At 71.4% G+C, this 22,992-nt stretch carries 15 protein-coding genes; 14 read left to right on the top strand and 1 reads right to left on the bottom strand.

Annotation, left to right across the window (positions count from 1 at the left end; all coding sequences use genetic code 11):
• Positions 1–149: 149 nt before the first annotated feature.
• Entirely contained in the window at positions 150–1,142 is a 993-nt protein-coding gene (locus JS521_RS20315; protein WP_205084399.1) for a hypothetical protein, read from the bottom strand.
• 138 nt (positions 1,143–1,280) lie between these two features.
• Here JS521_RS20315 and JS521_RS20310 point away from each other — a divergent pair, with 138 nt between their 5' ends.
• From JS521_RS20310 to JS521_RS20245, 14 genes are all read left to right on the top strand, one after another.
• On the top strand, positions 1,281–3,902 hold the full coding sequence (locus tag JS521_RS20310; protein WP_205084398.1) for a valine--tRNA ligase: 2,622 nt from the start codon (positions 1,281–1,283) through the stop codon (positions 3,900–3,902).
• Between the two features lie 126 nt (positions 3,903–4,028).
• On the top strand, positions 4,029–5,549 hold the full coding sequence (gene folC, locus JS521_RS20305) for a bifunctional tetrahydrofolate synthase/dihydrofolate synthase (RefSeq protein ID WP_205084397.1): 1,521 nt from the start codon (positions 4,029–4,031) through the stop codon (positions 5,547–5,549).
• Positions 5,550–5,556: 7 nt separating this feature from the next.
• Entirely contained in the window at positions 5,557–5,910 is a 354-nt protein-coding gene (locus tag JS521_RS20300; protein WP_006124410.1) for a DUF4233 domain-containing protein, read from the top strand.
• A 156-nt stretch (positions 5,911–6,066) separates the two neighbouring features.
• Positions 6,067–6,480 carry a nucleoside-diphosphate kinase gene (gene ndk, locus JS521_RS20295; RefSeq protein WP_006124409.1) on the top strand — a complete coding sequence of 138 codons (414 nt, stop codon included), beginning with the start codon at positions 6,067–6,069 and terminating at the stop codon, positions 6,478–6,480.
• Between the two features lie 288 nt (positions 6,481–6,768).
• Positions 6,769–7,788 carry a rod shape-determining protein gene (locus tag JS521_RS20290; RefSeq protein WP_030801661.1) on the top strand — a complete coding sequence of 340 codons (1,020 nt, stop codon included), beginning with the start codon at positions 6,769–6,771 and terminating at the stop codon, positions 7,786–7,788.
• 173 nt (positions 7,789–7,961) lie between these two features.
• Entirely contained in the window at positions 7,962–9,008 is a 1,047-nt protein-coding gene (gene mreC / locus JS521_RS20285; protein WP_205084396.1) for a rod shape-determining protein MreC, read from the top strand.
• A gap of 11 nt (positions 9,009–9,019) precedes the next feature.
• A complete protein-coding gene (gene mreD, locus JS521_RS20280; protein WP_205084395.1) occupies positions 9,020–9,685 on the top strand; it encodes a rod shape-determining protein MreD in 666 nt (221 codons plus the stop codon).
• A 100-nt stretch (positions 9,686–9,785) separates the two neighbouring features.
• Positions 9,786–12,008, top strand: a complete 2,223-nt coding sequence (mrdA, locus tag JS521_RS20275) for a penicillin-binding protein 2 (RefSeq protein WP_205084394.1) — start codon at positions 9,786–9,788, stop codon at positions 12,006–12,008.
• Positions 12,008–13,201, top strand: coding sequence for a rod shape-determining protein RodA (rodA, locus tag JS521_RS20270; protein WP_205084393.1), 1,194 nt, complete (start codon positions 12,008–12,010; stop codon positions 13,199–13,201). The genes mrdA and rodA overlap by 1 nt, the downstream gene beginning before the upstream one ends.
• A 30-nt stretch (positions 13,202–13,231) precedes the next feature.
• A complete protein-coding gene (locus JS521_RS20265; protein ID WP_205084392.1) occupies positions 13,232–14,758 on the top strand; it encodes a CYTH and CHAD domain-containing protein in 1,527 nt (508 codons plus the stop codon).
• Between the two features lie 52 nt (positions 14,759–14,810).
• Complete coding sequence (locus JS521_RS20260; RefSeq protein WP_205084391.1) at positions 14,811–16,739, top strand: TIGR03960 family B12-binding radical SAM protein; 1,929 nt, start codon at positions 14,811–14,813, stop codon at positions 16,737–16,739.
• Positions 16,740–16,807: 68 nt separating this feature from the next.
• Positions 16,808–18,043, top strand: a complete 1,236-nt coding sequence (locus JS521_RS20255; RefSeq protein ID WP_205084390.1) for a hypothetical protein — start codon at positions 16,808–16,810, stop codon at positions 18,041–18,043.
• 123 nt (positions 18,044–18,166) lie between these two features.
• Positions 18,167–18,949: a TIGR03936 family radical SAM-associated protein gene (locus tag JS521_RS20250; protein ID WP_205084389.1), complete on the top strand. Its 783-nt coding sequence runs from the start codon at positions 18,167–18,169 to the stop codon at positions 18,947–18,949.
• Between the two features lie 228 nt (positions 18,950–19,177).
• On the top strand, positions 19,178–22,992 hold a 3,815-nt coding region (locus JS521_RS20245), incomplete at its 3' end, for a ribonuclease E/G (protein ID WP_205084388.1).

The following is a 22,992-nucleotide window of genomic DNA, read 5'->3' as shown; positions in this document are numbered from 1 at the left end:
CCCGGCGGGGGCGGCGGGGGGGGTTTTGGGGGCGCCCCCCCGGGCCCCCCCCCGGGCGGCTTGGCCTGCCCCCCGGGCCTCAACCCCCCCCGCCCCCGGGGGGGCCCCCCCGGCCCCCCGGGGGGGGCCCCCCCTTCGGCGTTGGACGGTCAGACCTTGGTGCGGGAGGTGTTGTAGAGCTTGGCCGCGAGGTCGGCCATCTCCTCTTGCGGCACGGACTTCTCCGTCAGCGCCGAGGCGACGTCGAGACCGGCGACGATGCCGACCGTGCTGTAGTCCGCCCAGATGCAGACCGGCATGGTGAACTGCTTCGGCCCCTTGGTGGGGGTGCCGTCGCCCTTGTTGTTCACCATCTTGAGGTCCTGGCACTTCATCAGGGCGCCGTCGAAGCCGTCCGGCTTGAACTCCTTGGGGCTGCCCACCAGGGAGGCCTTGCCGCCACTGTTGTTGGTGTCCTTCGTCATGTTCTTCTCGGCCTTGGTGAAGGCGTCGTCGAGCGTCTTCGCCGGGTCCGGGACCTCACCCCAGACGCCCTCGAAGATCAAAACCTTCTGGGCGAGGGGGTTGTCCTTGCTGCCGGCCTGGTACTGGGCGCCCGCCTTGTTGGCGTCCTTGACGCCCATGGCCTCGGCCTCGGCCTTGTCCTCGCCGGTGACCGGGCCGGACGGCGCGGGCTTGGACGCGTCCTTCGTGTAGTCCTCCACGGAGGCCGGGGGCGTCAGCTTGTACCCCTTCGTGGAGTCCGCCACATCGCTGCCGCCGCCGGAGGTCAGGAAGTACACCCCGCCCGCGATGACCGCCAGCGCCACCACGGCGACACCGACGATCAGCCCGGTCTTCTTCTTCGGCTGCGGCGGCTGAGCCCCGTAAGGAGGCTGCCCGCCGTACGGCGGCGTGGGCGGCTGCTGGCCGTACGGGCCCGGCTGCTGGGCCTGCGGGTAGCCGTAGCCCTGCGGCTGCTGGGGCTGCCCGTACGGGTTCGGCTGCTGCGGGGGGACGCCCTGCGGAGCCTGCTGCGGGTAACCGTAGCCAGGCTGGCCCTGGGGCGGCGGGGTGCCGTACGGGCCCGGCTGCTGTCCGTACGGTCCGGGCTGGCCCTGCGGCGGCTGCCCGCCGTACGGGCCCGGCTGGTTGTAGCTCATTGCGGTGTCCCCTCCAGAATTCCTTATGCGTTGCGAACATCCTGACGTAGGCGGTCCTGACATGGGGGATCGGCCCGGACACCGTTACTCAACCAATCCGTTTCAGTGCAGACCTGTGACGGCCCTAAACTGTCTCCCGTGACCGAGAACTCATCGCAGCAGCCAGCCAGCAACCCCGAACTGCCGACCACGTACGCGCCGGCCGACGTAGAGGGGAAGCTGTACGAGCGCTGGGTAGAGCGTGGTTACTTCGAAGCCGACGCCAAGAGCGAGAAGCCTCCCTACACCATCGTCATCCCGCCGCCGAACGTCACCGGCGCCCTCCACCTGGGCCACGCCTTCCAGGTCACGCTGATGGACGCCCTCACCCGCCGCAAGCGGATGCAGGGCTTCGAGACGCTGTGGCTGCCCGGCATGGACCACGCGGGCATCGCCACCCAGAACAAGGTGGAGCAGCAGCTCGGCGAGGAGGGCAAGTCCCGCCAGGACATCGGCCGGGACGCCTTCACCGAGCGCGTCTGGCAGTGGAAGGACGAGTACGGCGGCCGCATCCTCGGCCAGCTGCGCCGCCTCGGCGCGGGTCTCGACTGGTCGCGCGAGCGGTTCACCATGGACGAGGGCCTGTCCCGTGCCGTCCAGAAGATCTTCAAGGACCTGTACGACGACGGGCTGATCTACCGCGCCGAGCGCATCATCAACTGGTGCCCGCGCTGTCTGACGGCCATCTCCGACATCGAGGTGGACTACCAGGAGGACGACGGCGAGCTCGTCTCCCTGAAGTACGGCGAGGGCGACGACACGCTCGTCGTCGCGACCACCCGGGTCGAGACGATGCTCGGCGACACCGCCGTCGCCGTCCACCCCGACGACGAGCGCTACGCCCGCCTCATCGGCAAGCGGATCAAGCTGCCGCTCACCGACCGCACCATCCCGGTCGTCGCCGACACCCACGTCGACCCGGAGTTCGGCACCGGAGCCGTCAAGGTGACCCCGGCGCACGACCCGAACGACTTCGCGATCGGCCAGCGCCACGACCTGGAGTCGCTCACGGTCATGGACGAGCGCGGTGTCATCACCGTGCCCGGCCCGTTCCAGGGGCTCGACCGCTTCGAGGCCCGCTCCGCCATCGTCGCGGCCCTGCGCGAACAGGGCCGCGTCGTCGCCGAGAAGCGCCCGTACGTTCACTCCGTCGGTCACTGCTCCCGCTGCAAGACCACCATCGAGCCGCGGCTCTCCCTCCAGTGGTGGGTCAAGGTCGAGACGCTCGCCCAGGCCGCCGGTGACGCGGTCCGCGACGGGCGGGTCGCCCTGCACCCCAAGGAGATGGAGAAGCGGTACTTCGACTGGGTCGACAACCTCAACGACTGGTGCATCTCGCGCCAGCTCTGGTGGGGCCACCGCATCCCCGTCTGGTACGGCCCGGACGGCGAGGTCGTCTGCGTCGGCCCCGACGACGAGGCGCCCACCGGCGAGGGGTGGACCCAGGACGAGGACGTCCTCGACACCTGGTTCTCCTCGGGCCTGTGGCCGTTCTCCACGCTCGGCTGGCCCGAACAGACCCCGGACCTGGAGAAGTTCTACTCCACGGACGTCCTGCTCACCGGCCACGACATCATCTTCTTCTGGGTCGTCCGGATGATGATGTTCGGCCTCTACGCGATGGACGGCGAGGTGCCGTTCAAGACGGTCGCCCTCACCGGCCTGGTCCGCGACGAGTTCGGCAAGAAGATGTCGAAGTCCAACCCGAACGCGGTCGACCCGCTGGTGTGGATGGACGCCTACGGCTCCGACGCGGTCCGCTTCACCCTGGCCAACGGCGCCAACCCCGGCGCCGACGTCCCGATCGGCGAGGACTGGGTCAAGGCCTCCCGGAACTTCGCCAACAAGATCTGGAACGCCACCCGGTTCGCCCTGATGAACGGCGCGACGATCGAGGGCCCGCTGCCGGACCCGTCGGCGATGACGGCCACCGACCGCTGGATCCTCTCCCGGCTCAACGAGACCGTCGCCGACGTCGACCGCTACTACGACGACTTCCAGTTCGCGAAGATCTCCGACGCGCTCTACCACTTCGCGTGGGACGAGGTCTTCGACTGGTACGTCGAGCTGTCCAAGACGACGTTCTTCGCGGGAGGCGAGCAGGCCAAGGTCTCCGGCCGGGTCCTCGGCGAGGTCCTCGACGTCACGCTGCGTCTGCTCCACCCGATCGTCCCGTTCGTCACGGAGACGCTGTGGACCACGCTGACCGGCGGCGAGTCCGTCGTCGTCGCCGACTGGCCCGCCGACTCCGGCTTCCGCGACGAGGCGGCCGAGAAGGAGATCGAGCTGGTCCAGCAGGTCATCACCGAGGTCCGCCGCTTCAAGGGCGACCAGGGCCTCAAGCCCGGCCAGCGGGTTCCGGCCGAGCTGACCCTGACCGGCACGGCGCTCGCCCCGCACGAGCCCGCGATCCGTCAGCTGCTGCGCCTGGAAGCGGCGGGCGACGGCTTCCACGCCACCGCGTCCCTCCCGGTCGCCGGGGCCACCGTCGCCCTGGACCTCTCCGGCACGATCGACGTGCCGGCCGAGCGCAAGCGCCTCACCAAGGACCTGGAGGCTGCGCAGAAGGAGAAGGCGCAGGCCACCGGGAAGCTCGGCAACGAGGCCTTCCTGGCCAAGGCCCCGGACAACGTGGTCGACAAGATCCGCGGCCGGCTCTCCAAGGCCGAGGCCGACATCGAGCGGATCTCCGCCCAACTGGCGGCCCTCCCGCAGAGCTGATCTGCTGTACGGCGAAGCCCCCGCACCCCCGACCGACCGGGGGAGCGGGGGCTTCGCCGTACCGCCGCCCGGGCAGTCCGCCGGGCGCTGCGCGCGATGTCGGCGCCCATCCGTAGACTGGGGCCCGTGAGTGAGCCCCGCCCAGACCGGCACGACGCGTCCGATCCCGACGACACCTTCGAGGAGATCGTCGACGAGGCGACCCAGCGCGACCCCGACCTGGCGGTGATCGAGGCCGGGAGCCGCACGCTGCGCGCCCACTCGGGCCAGCCGCAGGGCGAAGCGGTCCCGGCCCGCCCGGCCGACCCCGAGACCGACAAGGCGCTCCGCGCCGTGGAGCAGGAGCTCGCCGGACGCTGGGGCGAGACCAAGCTGGAGCCCTCCGTCACGCGCATCGCCGCCCTGATGGACGTCCTCGGCGAGCCGCAGCGCGCCTACCCCTCGATCCACATCACGGGCACCAACGGCAAGACCTCCACGGCCCGCATGATCGAGGCCCTGCTCAACGCCTTCGAGCTGCGCACCGGCCGCTACACCTCCCCGCACGTCCAGTCGATCACCGAGCGGATCAGCCTGGACGGCTCCCCGATCGAGGCCGAGCGGTTCATCGAGACGTACGAGGACATCAAGCCGTACGTCGAGATGGTCGACGCCCAGCAGCCCTACCGGCTCTCCTTCTTCGAGGTCCTCACCGGCATGGCGTACGCGGCCTTCGCCGACGCCCCCGTCGACGTGGCGGTCGTCGAGGTCGGCATGGGCGGCACCTGGGACGCCACCAACGTCATCGACTCCACGGTCGCCGTCGTCACCCCGATCTCGCTGGACCACACCGACCGGCTCGGCACCACGCCCGCCGAGATCGCCGGCGAGAAGGCCGGCGTCATCAAGCCGGGCGCCACGGTCATCCTGGCCCAGCAGCCGGTCGACGCCGCGCAGGTGATGCTCAAGAAGGCCGTCGAGGTGGACGCCACCGTGGCCCGCGAGGGCATGGAGTTCGGCATCGTCTCCCGGGAGGTCGCGGTCGGCGGACAGCTCGTCACCCTGCGGGGCCTGGGCGGCGAGTACACCGACATCTTCCTCCCGCTGTACGGGGCCCACCAGGCGCACAACGCCGCGGTGGCGCTCTCCGCCGTCGAGGCGTTCTTCGGCATCGGCGCCGAGCAGGCCCGCTCCCTCGACATCGACGCCATCCGCAAGGCGTTCGCCTCGGTGCTCTCGCCGGGCCGCCTGGAGGTGGTGCGCTCCAGCCCGACCGTCGTCCTGGACGCCGCGCACAACCCGGCGGGGGCCAAGGCCGCTGCGGACGGCATCTCCGAGGCGTTCAGCTTCTCCCGGCTGATCGGCGTGGTCGGCACGAGCGGCGATAAGGACGTCCGCGGGCTCCTGGAGGCCTTCGAGCCGATCTTCGCCGAGATCGTCGTCACGCAGAACTCCACCCCGCGCGCGATGGACGCGGACGAGCTGGCCGCGATCGCCGTCGAGGTCTTCGGCGACGAGCGGGTCCAGGTGGAGCCGCGGCTCGACGACGCTCTGGAGGCGGCGATCACGCTGGCCGAGGAGGAGGACGAGTACGCGGGCGCCGGGGTGCTGGTGACCGGATCCGTGATCACGGTCGGCGAAGCCCGGCTGCTGCTGGGAAGGGGCTGAGAAGCAGATGCGTACGCTCTGCGCCTCGACGCTGATCGGTGAGTTCTTCGTGATCGGCTTCGCCGGTCTCGTCGCGATGAAGCTGGACGACGCCTCCATGACCGTGGTCTGGACGGTGTGCGGCATCGGCATGGCCCTGTCCGTGCTGCTGTGCGGCATGATCACCCGGCCCGGCGGCATCCAGCTCGGCTGGGCGCTCCAGGTCGCGCTGGTCCTCAGCGGGTTCGTGGTTCCGATGATGTTCATCCTGGGGCTGGCCTTCGGCGGACTGTGGTGGGCCTCCATCCACTACGGCCGCAAGATCGACGAGGCCAAGGCGCGCTGGGCCGCCCAGCAGGAAGCCGAAGAGGCCACGGCCTGAGCGCCCGGGCGGGCTCGACTCGCCCGCGGCCCTCGCCGGACCCGGCGGATCCAGGCCCGAAGGTGACCCAGGGTGAACCCGGGCGCGAACCCGCCTCCGTACCCCTGTAATGTCGCCTCACCGCACCCGTATGCCTGGCCTTGCAAGGAGCCGTACATGACTCAGCGCACTCTCGTCCTGCTCAAGCCCGACGCCGTTCGCCGTGGCCTGATCGGCGAGATCGTCGGCCGCATCGAGCGCAAGGCCAACTGGCGGATCACCGCCCTTGAGCTGCGCACCCTGGACCACGAGACGCTGGAGCAGCACTACGGCGAGCACAAGGGCCGCCCGTTCTACGAGCCGCTCATGGAGTTCATGGCCTCCGGTCCCGTCGTCGCCCTGGTGGCCGAGGGCGAGCGGGTCATCGAGGGCGTCCGCGCCCTGGCCGGCCCCACCGACCCGATCGCCGCCGCGCCCGGGTCGATCCGTGGTGACTTCGGCACGATCACCCGGGAGAACCTCATCCACGCCTCGGACTCGGAGGAGTCCGCAGAGCGAGAACTGAAGCTCTTCTTTCCGGGACTTTCCTGACCCGATCGGCCAAACAGCGCTGTAAGCGAGGGGCGACCGAAGTAATTCGGCCGCCCCTCGGCATAGGGTTTGGTGTCGCGGGAACGCATCCCTCCGACGTAACGTCACCATGGGTAGAACGGCCACCCGTTCCGCTCACAATGGCGAAGGACCCTCGCGCTGTGTCCGTGCATACGGCACTACGATGGAAGCTTCCACGCCCGCAGCGCCAACCTCGCCTACCAGAACAAGCCATCTTCGCTACCTGGGAAGGCCCGACGCATCCTCATGGGGAACAAGGGGAACTCAATGTCGTTCATCGGCCGTGACATGGCTATCGACCTCGGGACTGCCAACACGCTGGTGTACGTCAGGGGGCGCGGCATCGTCCTGAACGAGCCGTCCGTCGTGGCCATCAACACCAACACCGGCGGAATTCTGGCGGTCGGCTCCGAGGCCAAGAAGATGATCGGCCGCACACCGGGCAACATCGTTGCCGTGCGGCCGCTGAAGGACGGCGTGATCGCCGACTTCGAGATCACCGAGCGGATGCTCCGCTACTTCATTCTCAAGATCCACAAGCGCCGCTACCTCGCCCGCCCCCGCGTCGTCGTCTGCGTGCCCTCCGGTATCACCGGGGTCGAGCGCCGCGCCGTCATCGAGGCGTCCACGCAGGCCGGCGCGCGCCAGGTGCACATCATCGAGGAGCCCATGGCCGCCGCCATCGGCTCCGGCCTGCCGGTCCACGAGGCCACCGGCAACATGGTCGTGGACATCGGCGGCGGCACCACCGAGGTCGCCGTGATCTCGCTCGGCGGCATCGTCACGGCCCAGTCGATCCGGACCGCCGGTGACGAGCTGGACAACGCGATCATCCAGCACATCAAGAAGGAGTACTCGCTCCTCCTCGGTGAGCGGACCGCCGAACAGATCAAGATCACCATCGGTTCGGCGTTCGATCTGGACAAGGACGAGCACACCGAGATCCGCGGCCGCGACCTGGTCTCCGGACTGCCGAAGACGGTCGTCATCTCGGCCGCCGAGGTCCGCAAGGCCATCGAGGAGCCGGTCAACGCGATCGTCGACGCCGTGAAGACGACGCTCGACAAGTGCCCGCCCGAGCTGTCCGGCGACGTCATGGACCGCGGCATCGTCCTCACCGGCGGCGGCGCGCTGCTGCGCGGTCTGGACGAGCGGCTGCGCCACGAGACGGGCATGCCGATCCACATCGCCGAGGACCCGCTGGACTCGGTGGCGCTCGGCTCCGGCAAGTGCGTCGAGGAGTTCGAGGCGCTCCAGCAGGTGCTGGACGCCCAGCCCCGCCGCTAGACGTCCTTCGGGACACACCCGATCCGGCGAGCGGACGCTGACGCTCCGTCCGCCGGATCGTTGATATAGATCGTTGCTGTACACGTACCGGAGCGGGGACACACTCAACCGGTACCCGTACGGAGACGTACACAGGCACGAAATTTCCGACGAGGAAGGCACGGCCGCCGCACGTGAGGGACACACGAGAGAGCCGGCTGCTCCTGGTGCTCTTGATCGCCATCGCATTCGCCCTGATCACGGTGGATATCCGAGGCGGCGAGGAGTCACCGGTCGACGGCGCGCGGCAGGCCGCGGCCACCGTCTTCGGGCCGATCGAGAACGGCGTATCAGCGGCGGTCGACCCGGTGGGCAACGCCATAGGGGCGGTACGGGACTCCGGCAACCGGCACGACCGGATCTCCACCCTGGAGAAGGAGAACGCCGCGCTGAAGGCCAAGCTCGGCAGCGACGACCGCACCAACAGCCGGGTCCGTCAGCTCGACGCCATGCTGAAGAACGCGGGCGCCGGCCAGTACGGCATCAAGGGCGCCGAGGTCATCGCCATAGGAGCCGCCCAGGGCTTCTCCTGGACGGTCACCATCGACGCCGGGTCGAACGACGGCATCCGCCGCGACATGACCGTCCTCAACGGGGAAGGGCTGGTCGGCCGGGTCACCACCGTCGGCCCGGGCACCGCGACGGTCCTGCTCGCCAACGACCCCGACTTCACCGTCGGCACCCGGATGGAGAAGACCGACGAGCTCGGCTTCGCCACCGGCCAGGGCTCGCGCCCGCTGTCGGTCCAGTTCCTCAACGGCAAGGCCAAGGTGAAGGCCGGCGACCGCCTGGTCACCTTCGGCTCCAGCAAGGACAAGCCCTTCGTGCCCGGCGTCCCGGTCGGCGAGGTCGTCCGCGTCGACCCCTCCGGCGGCGAACTGACCCGGACGGTCTACGTGAAGCCGTACGTCGGGTTCACCAAGCTCGACATCGTCGGAGTCGTCGTCCAGGCCCCCCGCCAGGACCCGCGCGACACGGTCCTGCCCAAGCAGCCCGTCAAGACGAAGCCGAAGCCGACCCCCACCGTCACCGTCACCGTCCAGCCCAACGGCGATCTCGTGGACGGCTCCGGCAAGGTCGTCGGCAACATCAACGAGAACGGCGACGCCGCCGGTGACGCGGCAGGCGACCAGCAGGGCAACGCCCAGCAACCCGGCAACGCGGCCAACGACCAGGAGTAGAGCTGATCCCCATGCGCATCAACCGGACTCTGCTCTCCACCGCCCTGGTCGTCGTGGCCCTGGTCATCCAGGTCTCCGTCCTCGCCCGCCTCCAGCTCCCCGGCGCCGTCCCCGACCTGCTGCTCCTCACCGTCCTCGGACTCGCCTTCGTCTACGGGCCGGTCAGCGGCGCGTTCATCGGCTTCGGCGCGGGCCTCCTCGCGGACCTCGCCCCGCCCGCCGACCACGCCGTGGGCCGCTACGCCCTGGTGCTCTGCGTCATCGGCTACCTCGCGGGCCTGGCCCGCCCGGAGAACGGGCAGCTGAAGTCGGCCTTCGCCCCGATGGCCGTGGTCGTCGCCGCCGCGATCGGCTCGACCCTGCTGTACGCGGGCGTCGGCGCGCTCGTCGGCGACACCGCCGCCCGCCATGTGGGCCTGGGCAGCCTGCTGTTCACGGCCGCGATCTACGACCTGCTGCTGGCGCCCTTCACGGTGCCGCTCATCATGGCGCTGGCCAGACGCACCGAGAACGACCCGCTCGCCGAAGCATCCTCCGGCGGCAACGACGTCGCCGCCGGCTGGCTCGCCTCGGGCACCGGTCTGCGGATCGGCAACCAGCGCGGCGGCCTGCGGGTCAAGGCCGCCCGCAGCCGCGCCGCCCGCGCGGGCAGGATCAAGGGGGTCAAGCGACTGTGAAGCCGTACGCGACCGAGGAGGCCGGCGAGCCCTCCGTGAGGCTGTCTTTCCCGGGGGATGACCCCCGTACCCCCAGCAGGACCACCACCGGGGGCACCCCGTGAGCAACATTCCCGAGACCGGGCGGACCCAGCGGGTCCAGATCCGGCTCATCGTCATCCAGGTCCTCGTCTTCTCCCTGCTGCTCACCCTCGGCGGACGCCTCTGGTACCTCCAGATCCGCAACGGCGACGAGTACACCGCCGAAGCCGCGGGCAACGGGGTGCAGCAGGTCGTCCAGCCCGCCGTGCGCGGCTCGATCCTCGACGCCCGCGGCGTACCGCTGGCCGACAACGAGACCCGCCTCGTCGTCTCCGCCAGCCGCACCGAGCTGCTGAAGATGAAGGACGACGGCGTCGGCGTCCTGACCCGCCTCGCCGCGGTCCTGGACATGAAGCCCAAGGACGTCCGCGACAAGGTCCGCCTCTGCGACTCCAAGACGCCCCAGCCCTGCTGGAACGGCTCGCCCTACCAGCCGATCCCGGTCACCGACGAGGCCACCACCCAGCAGGCCCTCCAGATCCGCGAGCGCGCCGAGGACTTCCCCGGCATCACCGCCGAACCCACCGCCGTACGCCGCTACGCCGCACCCGCCAAGGCGAAGACCGCGCAGGTGCTCGGCTATCTCTCGCCCGTCACCGACGACGAGATCCAGAAGGCGCAGGACGGCCCGTCGCCCTACCTCCGCTCCGACCAGGTCGGCCGGTCCGGGATCGAGCGCACCTACGACAAGGAGCTGCGCGGCAAGGCGGGCGTCACCCGCTACGAGGTCGACAACCTCGGCCGCGTCATGGGTGAGGCGGAGAACGACCCGGCGGTGGCCGGCTCCACCCTCGTCACCAGCCTCGACGCCCGCGTCCAGGCGGTCGCCGAGTACGAGCTCGCCGCCGCGATGAAGCAGGTCCGGAACGAGACCGACAAGATCACCGGCCGGAAGTACGAGGCCGACTCCGGTGCCGTCGTCGTCATGGAGTCGAAGACCGGCCGCATCGTGTCGATGGCCTCCCAGCCCGACTACGACCCCAACGACTGGGTCGGCGGCATCTCCGGCAAGCAGTACGCCAAGCTCACCAGCAAGAAGTCCAACTACCCGCTGCTCAACCGGGGCATCCAGGGCCAGGCCCCGGCCGGCTCGATCTTCAAGGTGGTCTCGGCCAGTGCCGCCGTGCGCGGCGGCCACGCCTTCAACGACCTCTACGAGTGCAGCAGCTCCTACAGCCTGGGCAACCAGACCTTCGCGAACTTCGAGTCCCAGGGCCACGGGCCCATCACCCTCGGCGACGCGCTCAAGTACTCCTGCAACACCGTCTTCTACCGCCTCGGCCACGACGAGTGGGTGAAGGACGGCGGCATAAAGCCCAAGAAGGACGCCAAGAACTGGTTCTACCGCACCGCCCGCGACTTCGGGCTCGGCTCCGAGACCGGCATCGACCTGCCCAACGAGGTCAAGGGCCGCATCCCGGACCGCCAGTGGAAGCAGGACTTCTGGGAGGCGAACAAGGACGCCTGGTGCAAGGAGGGCAAGAAGGGCGGCACCTACGTCCAGCAGATCGCTTACGAGAGCTGCCTCGAAGGCAACCAGCTCAAGGCCTACGACAGCATCAACTACTCGATCGGCCAGGGCGACGTCCTTGTCACGCCCATCCAGATGGCCACCGCCTACGCCGCCATCAGCAACGGCGGCACCCTGCACGAGCCCACCGTCGGCAAGGCCGTGATCAGCCCCGACGGCAAGACCGTCCAGGAGATCAAGCCCAAGGTCAGCGGCAAGCTCCCGGTCAACGCCCAGACCATCAAGGACCTCGACAAGGGGCTGCGTTCGGTGGTCGAGCCGGGCGGTACCGCCGCCTGGCGGTTCGGCGGCTGGCCGCAGGACAAGATCCCGATGCGCGCCAAGACCGGTACCGCCCAGGTGTACGGCAAGCAGACCACCGGCTGGTTCGCGACCTACACCGACGACTACACGATCATCATGACGATCTCCCAGGGCGGCACAGGCTCCGGCTCCGCCGGGCCCGCCGTCCGCAAGATCTACGACGCGCTCTACGGGCTGGACTCCGCCGGCAACCAGGACAAGAAGCGGGCCCTGCTGCCCGAGCCCCAGAAGGCGCTGCCGAAGGTCCAGCCCGACGGCTCGATCCCCGCGCCCGAGGTCAAGCCCTACGACCCGACCCCGGTCACGCCCGAGGAGCAGCCGGGAGGACAGGAACCCCAGTTGCCCCTGCCGCCCGGAGGCCAGCCCGGACTCACCGGATCGCCCGCGTCCACGGGGAGGCAGCCGTAATGGCAGGTGGATTCTCCGTCTCCCGCTACACCCCCGACGAGGGCCCCTGGGCCAAGCTGACGGCCCGCGACTCCCTCGCACGGCGGCTGGACTGGCCGCTGCTCGGGGCCGCGCTCGCGCTCTCGTTCGTGGGCGGGCTGCTCGTGTGGTCCGCGACCCGCAACCGCGACCACCTCACCCAGGGCGACCCGTACTTCTTCCTCGTCCGGCACGCCCTCAACACCGGCATCGGCCTCGTCCTGATGATCGGCACGATCTGGCTCGGCCACCGCACGCTGCGCGGGGCCGTCCCGGTCCTCTACGGCATCTCGGTCCTGCTGGTCCTGGCGGTCCTCACCCCGCTCGGCACCACCGTCAACGGCGCCCACGCGTGGATCAAGCTGCCGGCCGGATTCTCGATCCAGCCCTCCGAGTTCACCAAGATCACCATCATTCTCGTGATGGCGATGCTGCTGGCCGCCCGCGTCGACGCGGGCGACCAGGCCCACCCCGACCACCGCACCGTGGCCAAGGCGCTGGGCCTCGCGGCGGTCCCGATGGCCATCGTCATGCTGATGCCGGACCTCGGCTCGGTGATGGTCATGGCCGTCATCGTCCTCGGCATCCTGCTGGCCTCCGGCGCCTCCAACCGCTGGGTCTTCGGCCTCATCGGTGCGGGTGCGGGAGGGGCCGTCGCCATCTGGCAGCTCGGTCTGCTCGACGACTACCAGATCGCCCGGTTCGCCGCCTTCGCCAACCCCGCGCTCGATCCGGCGGGCGTCGGCTACAACACCAACCAGGCCCGTATCGCGATCGGCTCCGGCGGGCTCACCGGCACCGGCCTCTTCGAGGGCACCCAGACCACCGGTCAGTTCGTGCCCGAGCAGCAGACCGACTTCGTCTTCACCGTGGCCGGCGAGGAGCTGGGCTTCCTCGGCGCGGGACTGATCATCGTGCTCCTGGGCGTCGTCCTGTGGCGCGCCTGCCGGATCGCCCGCGAGACCACCGAGCTGTACGGCACGGTCGTCGCCGCCGGGATCATCGCCTGGTTCGCCTTCCAGTCCTTCGAGAACATCGGCATGACGCTCGGCATCATGCCGGTCGCCGGACTGCCGCTGCCCTTCGTCTCCTACGGAGGATCATCGATGTTCGCCGTCTGGGTCGCGATCGGCCTGCTCCAGTCCATCAGGGTGCAACGGCCGATGTCCGCCTGAACCCGGGCGGTCGCGGGTAGGTGTCCGTACATGGCGGACACCAAGCGCGAGATCGAGCGTAAGTACGAAGCCACCCAGGACACCCGGTTGCCCGACCTGACCCGGGCGGCCGGGGTCGACCGGGTCGCCCCGCGCGGCCGGACCGAGCTGGACGCCGTCTACTGGGACACCGCCGACCTCCGCCTCGCCGCCGACTCGCTCACCCTGCGCCGCAGGACCGGCGGGGACGACGAGGGCTGGCACGTGAAGTTCCCGGTCGCCGTGGGCGTCCGGGACGAGATCCACGAACCGCTCTCCGACACCCTGCCGCCCCCGCTGGCCGCCCTGCTCCGCTCCCGGGTCCGCGACGCGGAGATCGCCCCCGTCGCCCGGCTGCTCTCCTCCCGGGACGTCCACCACCTGCTGGCCGACGACGGCACGCTCCTCGCCGAGGTCAGCGTCGACACGGTGCTCGCGGAGCGGCTCGCGGGGGAGGGGAGCGGCACCACCGCCGCCTGGACCGAGATCGAGGTCGAACTGGCCGACGACGGCGACCCGGCCGTCCTGGACGCCGTCGAGAAGCGCCTCCGCAAGGCCGGGGTGCGCCCTGCGGCATCCGCTTCGAAGCTCGCCCGGGCACTGGCGGAGACGACCCCCGCACGGGACGGGAAGGGACGGGACAAGGGCACGCCGAGCACCGCCGGCGACCACGTCCTCGCCTACGTACGCCGGCAGATCGCCACGATCGTCCGGCTCGACCCGGCCGTCCGTCGCGACCTTCCCGACTCGGTCCACAAAATGCGCGTCGCCACCCGCCGGCTGCGCAGCACCTTCAAGACCCACCGCAGGATCCTCGACCGCGAGGCCACCGACCCCCTGGGCGCGGAGCTGAAGTGGCTCGCCGCCGAACTGGGCCTCGACCGCGACCAGGAAGTCCTGGACGAACGCATCGGCTCCCGCGTCGAGGCCCTGCCCGCCGCCCTGGCCCTCGGTCCGGTACGCGGTCGGCTCCGCTCCTGGTCGGCCGCCCGCCGCACCGGATCGCGCCGCAGGATCATCGACGTACTGGACGGGCAGCGGTATCTGGACCTCCTGGAGGCACTCGACGCCCTGAGCGCCGACCCGCCCCTGCGCCCCGCCGCCCGCAAGGCACCGGACAAGGCCCTGCCCCGGGCCGTCCTCAAGGACTACGACAAGCTCGCACGCCGCATGGACCACGCACTGGAGCACCCGCCGGGCCCCGAGCGGGACACCGCGATGCACGAGGCCCGCAAGGCCGCCAAGCGCGCCCGGTACGCGGGCGAGTCGGCCCGTCCCGCGCTCGGCAAGCCCGCCAAGCGGTTCGCGAAGCGGGTGAAGGCCGTGCAGACCGTCCTCGGTGACCACCAGGACAGCGTCGTCGCCCGCGAGGCCCTGCGGACCCTCGCGATCCAGTCGCACGCGGCGGGGGAGACCGCGTTCACCTGGGGACTTCTGTACGGGCAGGAGGAAGCGGCCGCCGAGGCCCGGGAGCGCGAGCTGCCCGAGGTCTGGGCCCGTGCGTCGGACCCCGGACTGCGGGCGGATCTGAAGCACTGAGACGCGGGGTACGCTGGATGGTCACCCCTGCCGGCTCACGAAGGTTCGCGAGATGTCTGCCGCATCGGTCTTCCCACAGCTCGAAGCTCTGCTCCCGCATGTGCAGAAGCCCATCCAGTACGTCGGCGGTGAGCTGAACTCCACCGTCAAGGACTGGGACAGCTGTGACGTCCGCTGGACCCTGATGTACCCCGACGCCTACGAGGTCGGGCTCCCCAACCAGGGCGTCATGATCCTCTACGAGGTACTGAACGAGCGCGAGGGCGTCCTCGCCGAGCGCACGTACAGCGTCTGGCCCGACCTCGAAGAGCTGATGCGCGAGCACGACGTGCCCCAGTTCACCGTGGACAGCCACCGCCCCGTGGGCGCGTTCGACGTCTTCGGGCTCAGCTTCTCCACCGAGCTGGGCTACACCAACATGCTCACCGCCCTGGACCTGGCGGGCATCCCGCTGGAGTCCAAGGACCGTACGGTGGACCACCCGATCGTCCTCGCGGGCGGCCACGCGGCCTTCAACCCCGAGCCGATCGCGGACTTCATCGACTGCGCGGTCGTCGGCGACGGCGAGCAGGCCGTCCTGGAGATCACCGAGATCATCCGCGCCTGGAAGGCCGAGGGCCGCCCCGGCGGCCGCGACGAGGTGCTCTTCCGGCTCTCGAAGACCGGCGGCGTCTACGTCCCGCGCTTCTACGACGTCGAGTACCTCCCGGACGGCCGCATCGGCCGCGTCGTGCCCAACCGTTCCGGCGTGCCGTGGCGGGTCTCCAAGCACACGGTGATGGACCTCGACGAGTGGCCCTACCCCAAGCAGCCCCTCGTCCCGCTCGCGGAGACCGTGCACGAGCGGATGTCCGTGGAGATCTTCCGCGGCTGCACCCGCGGCTGCCGTTTCTGCCAGGCCGGCATGATCACGCGCCCCGTGCGGGAGCGAAGCATCACCGGCATCGGCGAGATGGTCGACAAGGGTCTCAAGGCGACCGGCTTCGAGGAGGTCGGCCTCCTCTCGCTCTCCTCCGCCGACCACAGCGAGATCGGTGACATCGCCAAGGGCCTCGCCGACCGCTACACCGACGACAAGATCGGCCTCTCGCTGCCCTCCACCCGCGTCGACGCGTTCAACGTCGACCTGGCCAACGAGCTGACCCGCAACGGCCGTCGCTCCGGTCTCACCTTCGCCCCCGAGGGCGGCTCCGAGCGGATGCGCAAGGTCATCAACAAGATGGTCTCGGAGGAGGACCTGATCCGCACGGTCGCCACCGCCTACGGCAACGGCTGGCGTCAGGTGAAGCTGTACTTCATGTGCGGCCTGCCCACCGAGACCGACGAGGACGTCCTGCAGATCGGCGACATGGCGGTCAACGTCATCGCCAAGGGCCGCGAGGTCTCCGGCCAGAACGACATCCGCTGCACCGTCTCCATCGGCGGGTTCGTGCCCAAGCCGCACACCCCCTTCCAGTGGGCCCCGCAGCTCAGCGCCGAGGACACCGACGCCCGGCTGAAGAAGCTCCGCGACAAGATCCGGGGCGACAAGAAGTACGGCCGCTCCATCGGCTTCCGCTACCACGACGGCAAGCCCGGCATCGTCGAGGGCCTCCTCTCGCGCGGCGACCGGCGCGTCGGCTCCGTCATCCGCGCGGTGTACGAGTCCGGCGGCCGCTTCGACGGCTGGCGCGAGCACTTCAGCTACGACCTCTGGATGAACTGCGCCGAGAAGACGCTGCCCGAGTACGGCGTCGACGTCGCCTGGTACACCACCCGCGAGCGCACCTACGAGGAGGTCCTGCCCTGGGACCACCTCGACTCCGGCCTGGACAAGGACTGGCTCTGGGAGGACTGGCAGGACGCGCTCGACGAGACCGAGGTCGAGGACTGCCGCTGGACCCCCTGCTTCGACTGCGGCGTCTGCCCGCAGCTCGACCTGGACATCCAGATCGGCCCGACCGGCAAGAAGCTGCTGCCGCTGAGCGTGGTCAACAAGTAGCGCGTCTGCGAACGATCACCAGGCCCGGTCCGGCAACCCCGGACCGGGCCTGACGCGTCCTTGACGACATGGACTACGGCAAGCACCAGGCCCCTCAGGGGTACGAGCCCGGCGAGGGCATCCTGACCACGCTGATCAGGATCCCGGTCCGGATCGTCGTCCTGGTGCTCGTCCTGCCCGCCCGCATGGTCTGGGACGCGCTCACCGCGCTCTGGCACGCCGCCGACCGCATCCTGCTGCGCCCGCTGGGCCGGGCCCTCCTGTGGCTCCTCGACACCCTCGTCCTCACCCCGCTGACCTGGCTGTACACCTGGGTCCTCGCTCCCCTCGGCAAGGCCGTCTCCTGGCTGGCCGTCGCCCTGTTCATCTGGCCCTGGATCGGCCTGTGGCGGTACGTGGTCGTCCCCGTCGCCCGCTACGGGATCGCCGCGCCGGCGGTGTGGCTGTACCGGTCCGTCCTCACTCCGCTGGGCCACGGGCTGCGGTGGATCGGCACCGCCCTGCTCCTCCCGGCGCTGCACGGCCTCGGCAACGGCATCGGCCGGCTGCTCACCGTGCTGCTGATCGCGCCGCTGGGGTTCCTGTGGCGGTACGTGATCGTCCCGGTGGTGCGGTACGGCCTGGTCGTCCCGGTGGCGTGGCTGTACGCCCACGTCCTCACGCCGGTCGGGCACGGCACGGCGTGGGTCCTGAGCAAGCTGTGGCAGGGCACCGCCTGGACCCTGGGCACGCTGTGGCAGGGCACCGCCTGGGTCCTGGGTCAGGCCTGGCGGGGGATCACGGCCACCGGACGCGGTCTGGGTATCGCGGTCGCCTGGCTGGTCATGACCCTGCTGGTCGCGCCCCTCGCCTGGACGTACCGCCGGATCCTCACCCCGGTCGGCCGGGAGATCGCCGCCGCGTTCGAGGTCGCCTGGCGGATCGCCGGATACGTCTCCCGGGCCGTCGGCCGGGCCCTCGCCACGATCGCCTGGTACCTGATCGGCGCCCCGGTCTCCTGGGCGTACCGCACCGTGTGCACCCCCGTCGGCCACTTCCTGCGCGACGCGGTGTGGGCCCCCGCCCGGCGCGCCGCCGCCGAAGCGGGCCGGGCCGCCCGCGCGGCCCTCACCACTGCCCGGGAAACCGTGCGCCAGGCGCGCCGCGACGCCTGGCGGGCCTTGGTCGGCGCCCCGGCCGCCGAGCGGTCCCGGGAACCGCGAGGGATCCCTGCGCGTACTCTGGGTAGTACAACGACTGTCCCCAGCGCGGCGCAGGCGTCCGAGAGCGCCCCGCTCGGCGAGAAATTCGTCAAGCGGGTGTGATCCGGAGCGGCACCCCGGGGGCCACCCGTATTTCGTGGGCGGCGCGCCACCGCGCCCGCCCCGCACTGAGGAGAAGAACCACTGGGCAAGCGACAGCCCGAAGGCCCGCCGCCCGCACCGGCAGTGCAGCGCATCCGCCTGCGCTACACCAAGCGCGGCCGCCTCCGGTTCACCAGCCACCGAGACTTCCAGCGAGCCTTCGAGCGGGCACTGCGCCGCTCCGAGGTGCCGATGGCGTATTCGGCGGGCTTCACGCCCCACCCCAAGGTCTCCTACGCCAATGCCGCACCCACCGGCACGGGCAGTGAGGCGGAGTTCCTGGAGATCGCCCTCACGCAGGCGCGGGATCCCGAGGTCCTGCGTGGACTGCTCGACGCCTCGATGCCGGACGGCCTCGACATCATCGACGCGGTGGAGGCCCGCACCTCGGGCCTGGCCGAGCGGCTCACCGCCTCCGTCTGGGAGATGCGCCTGGACGGCGTCGAGCCCGAGGACGTCCGCACAGCCGTGGCCGCGTTCAACGACGCCGAGACCGTCGAGGTCCAGCGCAAGGCCAAGAACGGCATCCGGACGTTCGACGCCCGCGCCGCCGTCGCCGACCTGCGGGTCGTCGACGCTCCGGCCGATAGGCCGGGTGAGCGGCCCTGTGCGATACTGCGCCTGGTTGTTCGGCACGTGACACCTGCCGTGCGACCCGACGACGTCCTGTCCGGTCTCCGAGCTGTGGCCGACCTGGCGCCGCCCGTTCCCGCATCGGTGACGAGGCTGGCGCAGGGGCTCTTCGACGAGGAGACCGGCACGGTGACCGACCCGCTCGCGCCCGACCGCGAGGCCGCCCCGACCGCACAACCCGCGGTCGCCGGGGCAGCCGTCGCGACGGCGCCGGAAGGTGCAGGTTCCGCGTAAGGCGGTCGTTGTAGCGCAGCCCTCCGACTCGGGAGCCACCTGGGTCGGGCCGCGCACTGACCCACAAGACTTTCGCCAGGCCGTACGCACACCGCATACGGAACCGGCGAGCCAGACACCAGTTCCCGTGCGGCGCCCGCGCCCCGGACGGCGGTATCGCACCACTGCGGACCGAGCCGGACCGGAATCAGACGCGGCGCCCGGGAGCACGACGGGAGAACCGCCCGCATGCCTCAGCCGAACGAACCCGGCACGACCGGGAACAACGACGAGAACACCCCCGGCGACAAGCTGCCGCCGCGCCGCAGGCGCCGCGCCGCTTCCCGCCCCGCCGGCCCGCCCGGCGGCCCCGTGAGCGCAGCCGAGGACGTCACGCCGGCCATACCGGCCGAGGCGTCCGCCGCCCCGGCCACGGACGACACGCCCGGCGAGACGGCCGCCGAGACCGCCCCGCCCGCCCGTACGCGCCGCCGCGCCGTGCGCAAGGCCACCGCGCCCGCGGGCGCCCCCGGGCCGGTGGAGGCGGAGACCGCCGAGCCCGCCCCGGCCGCCGAGGGCCCCGCGCAGCCCGCCGCCGCCGACGAGGAGCCCGCCGCACCCGCGCCGCGCACCCGCCGCCGCGCGGTCCGCAAGGCGACGGCCCCGGCTGGTGCGCCGCAGGCCGCCGAGACCCCCGCCCCGGTCGTCGAGACCCCGGCCGAGCCCGCTCCGGAGCCCGCCGCTGAGGAAACCGAGGACTCCCAGGACTCCGAGGAAGAGACCGTGGTCGCCGTGGAGATCCCCGAAGAGGCCCCGGCGCCCCGCCGTCGTCGCGCCTCCCGCAAGGCCACCTCGCCCGCGGGCGCCCCGCAGGCAGCCGAGGCCGCCGTCGTGGTCGAGCCCGCCGCCCCTGTCGCGGAACCCGCCCCGGTCGCCGAGCCCGCTGCCGCCGCCGAGCCCGTGGAGGCCCCTCGCGGCCGGGCCCGTCGCCGTGCTTCCGCCCCGGCCGGTGCGCCGCAGGCCGGCGCGCCGGTGACCGAGCCGGAGCCGGCCGCCGCCGAGCCCGCCGCTCCCGTCGCCGATGCCGAGGCCACGGAGGAGGCTCCGGCCCCGCGTACCCGCCGCCGCGCGTCGCGCAAGGCGACCTCGCCCGCCGGTGCGCCCCAGGTGACCGAGACCGTCGCGGCCGCCGAGGAGCCCGTCGAGGCCGGCGAGAGCCTGCCCGCCGCCGTCGCCGAGGAGCTCGCCGCCGAGGTGGAGGAGGTCGAGGAGGCCGCCCCGCGCGGACGCCAGCGCCGCCGGGCCACCGCCGCCGCCGGTCGCCCCGAGTTCACCGCCAAGGCCGAGGAGCCGAGCCGCAAGGGCCGGCGCGCGACGCGCCCCGCCGTCGCCGTCTTCCAGGCGCCGGTCTTCGCCGAGCCGATGTTCCAGACCCCCGAGACGGCGGCCGCCGCCGCTGCCGCCGCCGGTTCCTCCTCCGCTTACGACGAGGTCGACGAGGCCGAGGAGCAGCAGACCGCCGAGGTCGAGCGGAGCGCCGCGCCCGCCGAGGCCGCGCCGCAGGGCGGTTCGCGCCGCCGTCGCCGCCGCCGTGGCGAGGCCGAGCCGACCGAGCAGGCCGCCGAGCCCGCCGCCCCGGTCGAGACGCCTGCCGAGCAGACCGCCGACGAGGCCCCCGAGGCCGAGGCGGACGAGCACGAGGGCGAGGACACCGACGAGTACGGCGACCGTCCCTCGCGCCGTCGCCGTCGCGGCGGCCGTCGCCGCCGCCGTGGCGAGGCCAACGACACCGACGACGAGCAGAACACCGACGACGCGCCCGCGCCGTCCCGCGCCGAGGAGCCCCGCGCCGAGCAGGAGACCTCCGACGTCGCCGACGAGAGCGACGAGGACGACGACTCCTCGGCCTCCGGTTCGAGCAGCAGCCGGCGTCGTCGCCGTCGCCGCCGCCGTAGCGGTGACGCCGCCGCCGAGGCCGAGCAGGGCACCGCCGACGACCCGGAGCGTACGGTCGTCAAGGTCCGCGAGCCCCGCAAGAAGGAGGAGCGCGAGCCGGGCACCGGCTTCGACGAGGTCCAGTCCATCAAGGGCTCGACCCGCATGGAGGCCAAGAAGCAGCGCCGCCGAGAGGGCCGCGAGCAGGGCCGCCGCCGCGTCCCGATCATCACCGAGGCCGAGTTCCTGGCGCGCCGCGAGGCCGTCGAGCGCGTGATGGTCGTCCGCCAGAACGGCGAGCGCACCCAGATCGGCGTCCTCGAGGACAACGTGCTCGTCGAGCACTACGTCAACAAGGAGCAGGCCACCAGCTACGTCGGCAACGTCTACCTGGGCAAGGTCCAGAACGTGCTGCCGTCCATGGAGGCCGCCTTCGTCGACATCGGCAAGGGCCGCAACGCCGTCCTGTACGCCGGTGAGGTCAACTTCGAGGCGCTCGGCATGGCCCACGGGCCGCGCCGCATCGAGACCGCGCTCAAGTCCGGCCAGTCGGTCCTGGTCCAGGTGACCAAGGACCCGATCGGCCACAAGGGCGCGCGTCTGACCAGCCAGGTCTCCCTGCCCGGCCGCTACCTGGTCTACGTGCCCGAGGGCTCGATGACGGGGATCAGCCGCAAGCTGCCCGACACCGAGCGCTCCCGCCTCAAGACCATCCTCAAGAAGATCGTCCCCGAGGACGCGGGCGTCATCGTGCGCACCGCAGCCGAGGGCGCGAGCGAGGACGAGCTGCGCCGTGACGTCGAGCGGCTCCAGCAGCAGTGGGAGGACATCCAGAAGAAGGCGAAGGGCACCAGCGGCTCCAACGCGCCGACGCTGCTCTACGGCGAGCCGGACATGACCGTCCGGGTCGTCCGCGACATCTTCAACGAGGACTTCTCCAAGGTCATCGTCAGCGGCGACGACGCGTGGGAGACCATCCACGGCTACGTCTCGCACGTCGCGCCCGACCTGACGGAGCGGCTTTCGCGCTGGACCTCCGAGGTCGACGTCTTCGCGACGTACCGCATCGACGAGCAGCTGATGAAGGCGCTGGACCGCAAGGTCTACCTGCCCAGCGGCGGTTCCCTGGTGATCGACAAGACCGAGGCGATGATCGTCGTCGACGTCAACACCGGCAAGTTCACCGGCCAGGGCGGCAACCTGGAGGAGACCGTCACCAGGAACAACCTGGAGGCGGCCGAGGAGATCGTGCGTCAGCTGCGGCTGCGCGACCTCGGCGGCATCGTCGTCGTCGACTTCATCGACATGGTGCTGGAGTCCAACCGGGACCTCGTGCTGCGGCGGCTCCTGGAGTGCCTGGGCCGCGACCGCACCAAGCACCAGGTCGCCGAGGTCACCTCGCTGGGCCTGGTCCAGATGACCCGCAAGCGGGTGGGCCAGGGTCTGCTGGAGTCCTTCTCCGAGACCTGCGTCCACTGCAACGGGCGCGGTGTCATCGTCCACATGGAGCAGCCGACGTCCGTCGGCGGCGGTGGCGGTGGCGGCGGCAAGAAGTCCAAGAAGCGCGGCCGCGGCGGCGCGGGCCAGGACCACGAGCACGGCCACGACCACGACCACGATCACGACGAGCAGGCCGCCGAGCCCGTCGAGACCGAGGCCGAGCTGGCCGCCGAGGTCGCCGCACCGGTGGCCGTGGAGCCCGCGGTCAGGGATGACGACGAGTTCTACGGCAGCCCCGCCGAGGCCCCGGTCGTAGAGGCCGCGGAGACCCCCAAGGCTCCCGTCGAGGCCGCACCCCAGGGCCGTACGCGCCGTCGGGCCACCCGTAAGGCGCCCGCCCCGGTCGTCGAGGAACCCGTCGCCGAGACCCGGCCCGAGCCGGTCGTCGACACGCCCGCCGAGGCCCCGGTCGTAGAGGCCGCGGAGACCCCCAAGGCTCCCGTCGAGGCCGCACCCCAGGGCCGTACGCGCCGTCGGGCCACCCGTAAGGCGACCGCCCCGGTCGTCGAGGAACCCGTCGCCGAGACCCGGCCCGAGCCGGTCGTCGACACGCCCGCCGAGGCCCCGGTCGTAGAGGCCGCGGAGACCCCCAAGGCTCCCGTCGAGGCCGCACCCCAGGGCCGTACGCG

The organism is Streptomyces durocortorensis, assembly GCF_016901035.1.
Classification (GTDB): Bacteria; Actinomycetota; Actinomycetes; order Streptomycetales; family Streptomycetaceae; genus Streptomyces; species Streptomyces durocortorensis.
Note: the sequence above shows the minus strand (reverse complement) of the source record. Positions and strands in the feature narration are given on the sequence as shown.

Excerpts from the sequence above, each read along its gene's own strand:
- JS521_RS20265 (WP_205084392.1), top strand. The coding sequence starts at position 13,232 with ATGGCGGACACCAAGCGCGAGATCGAGCGTAAGTACGAAGCCACCCAG.
- JS521_RS20290 (WP_030801661.1), top strand. The coding sequence starts at position 6,769 with ATGTCGTTCATCGGCCGTGACATGGCTATCGACCTCGGGACTGCCAAC.
- ndk (WP_006124409.1), top strand. The coding sequence starts at position 6,067 with ATGACTCAGCGCACTCTCGTCCTGCTCAAGCCCGACGCCGTTCGCCGT.
- JS521_RS20255 (WP_205084390.1), top strand. The coding sequence starts at position 16,808 with ATGGACTACGGCAAGCACCAGGCCCCTCAGGGGTACGAGCCCGGCGAG.
- mreD (WP_205084395.1), top strand. The coding sequence starts at position 9,020 with ATGCGCATCAACCGGACTCTGCTCTCCACCGCCCTGGTCGTCGTGGCC.
- JS521_RS20300 (WP_006124410.1), top strand. The coding sequence starts at position 5,557 with ATGCGTACGCTCTGCGCCTCGACGCTGATCGGTGAGTTCTTCGTGATC.
- JS521_RS20315 (WP_205084399.1), bottom strand. The coding sequence starts at position 1,142 with ATGAGCTACAACCAGCCGGGCCCGTACGGCGGGCAGCCGCCGCAGGGC.
- rodA (WP_205084393.1), top strand. The coding sequence starts at position 12,008 with ATGGCAGGTGGATTCTCCGTCTCCCGCTACACCCCCGACGAGGGCCCC.
- JS521_RS20260 (WP_205084391.1), top strand. The coding sequence starts at position 14,811 with ATGTCTGCCGCATCGGTCTTCCCACAGCTCGAAGCTCTGCTCCCGCAT.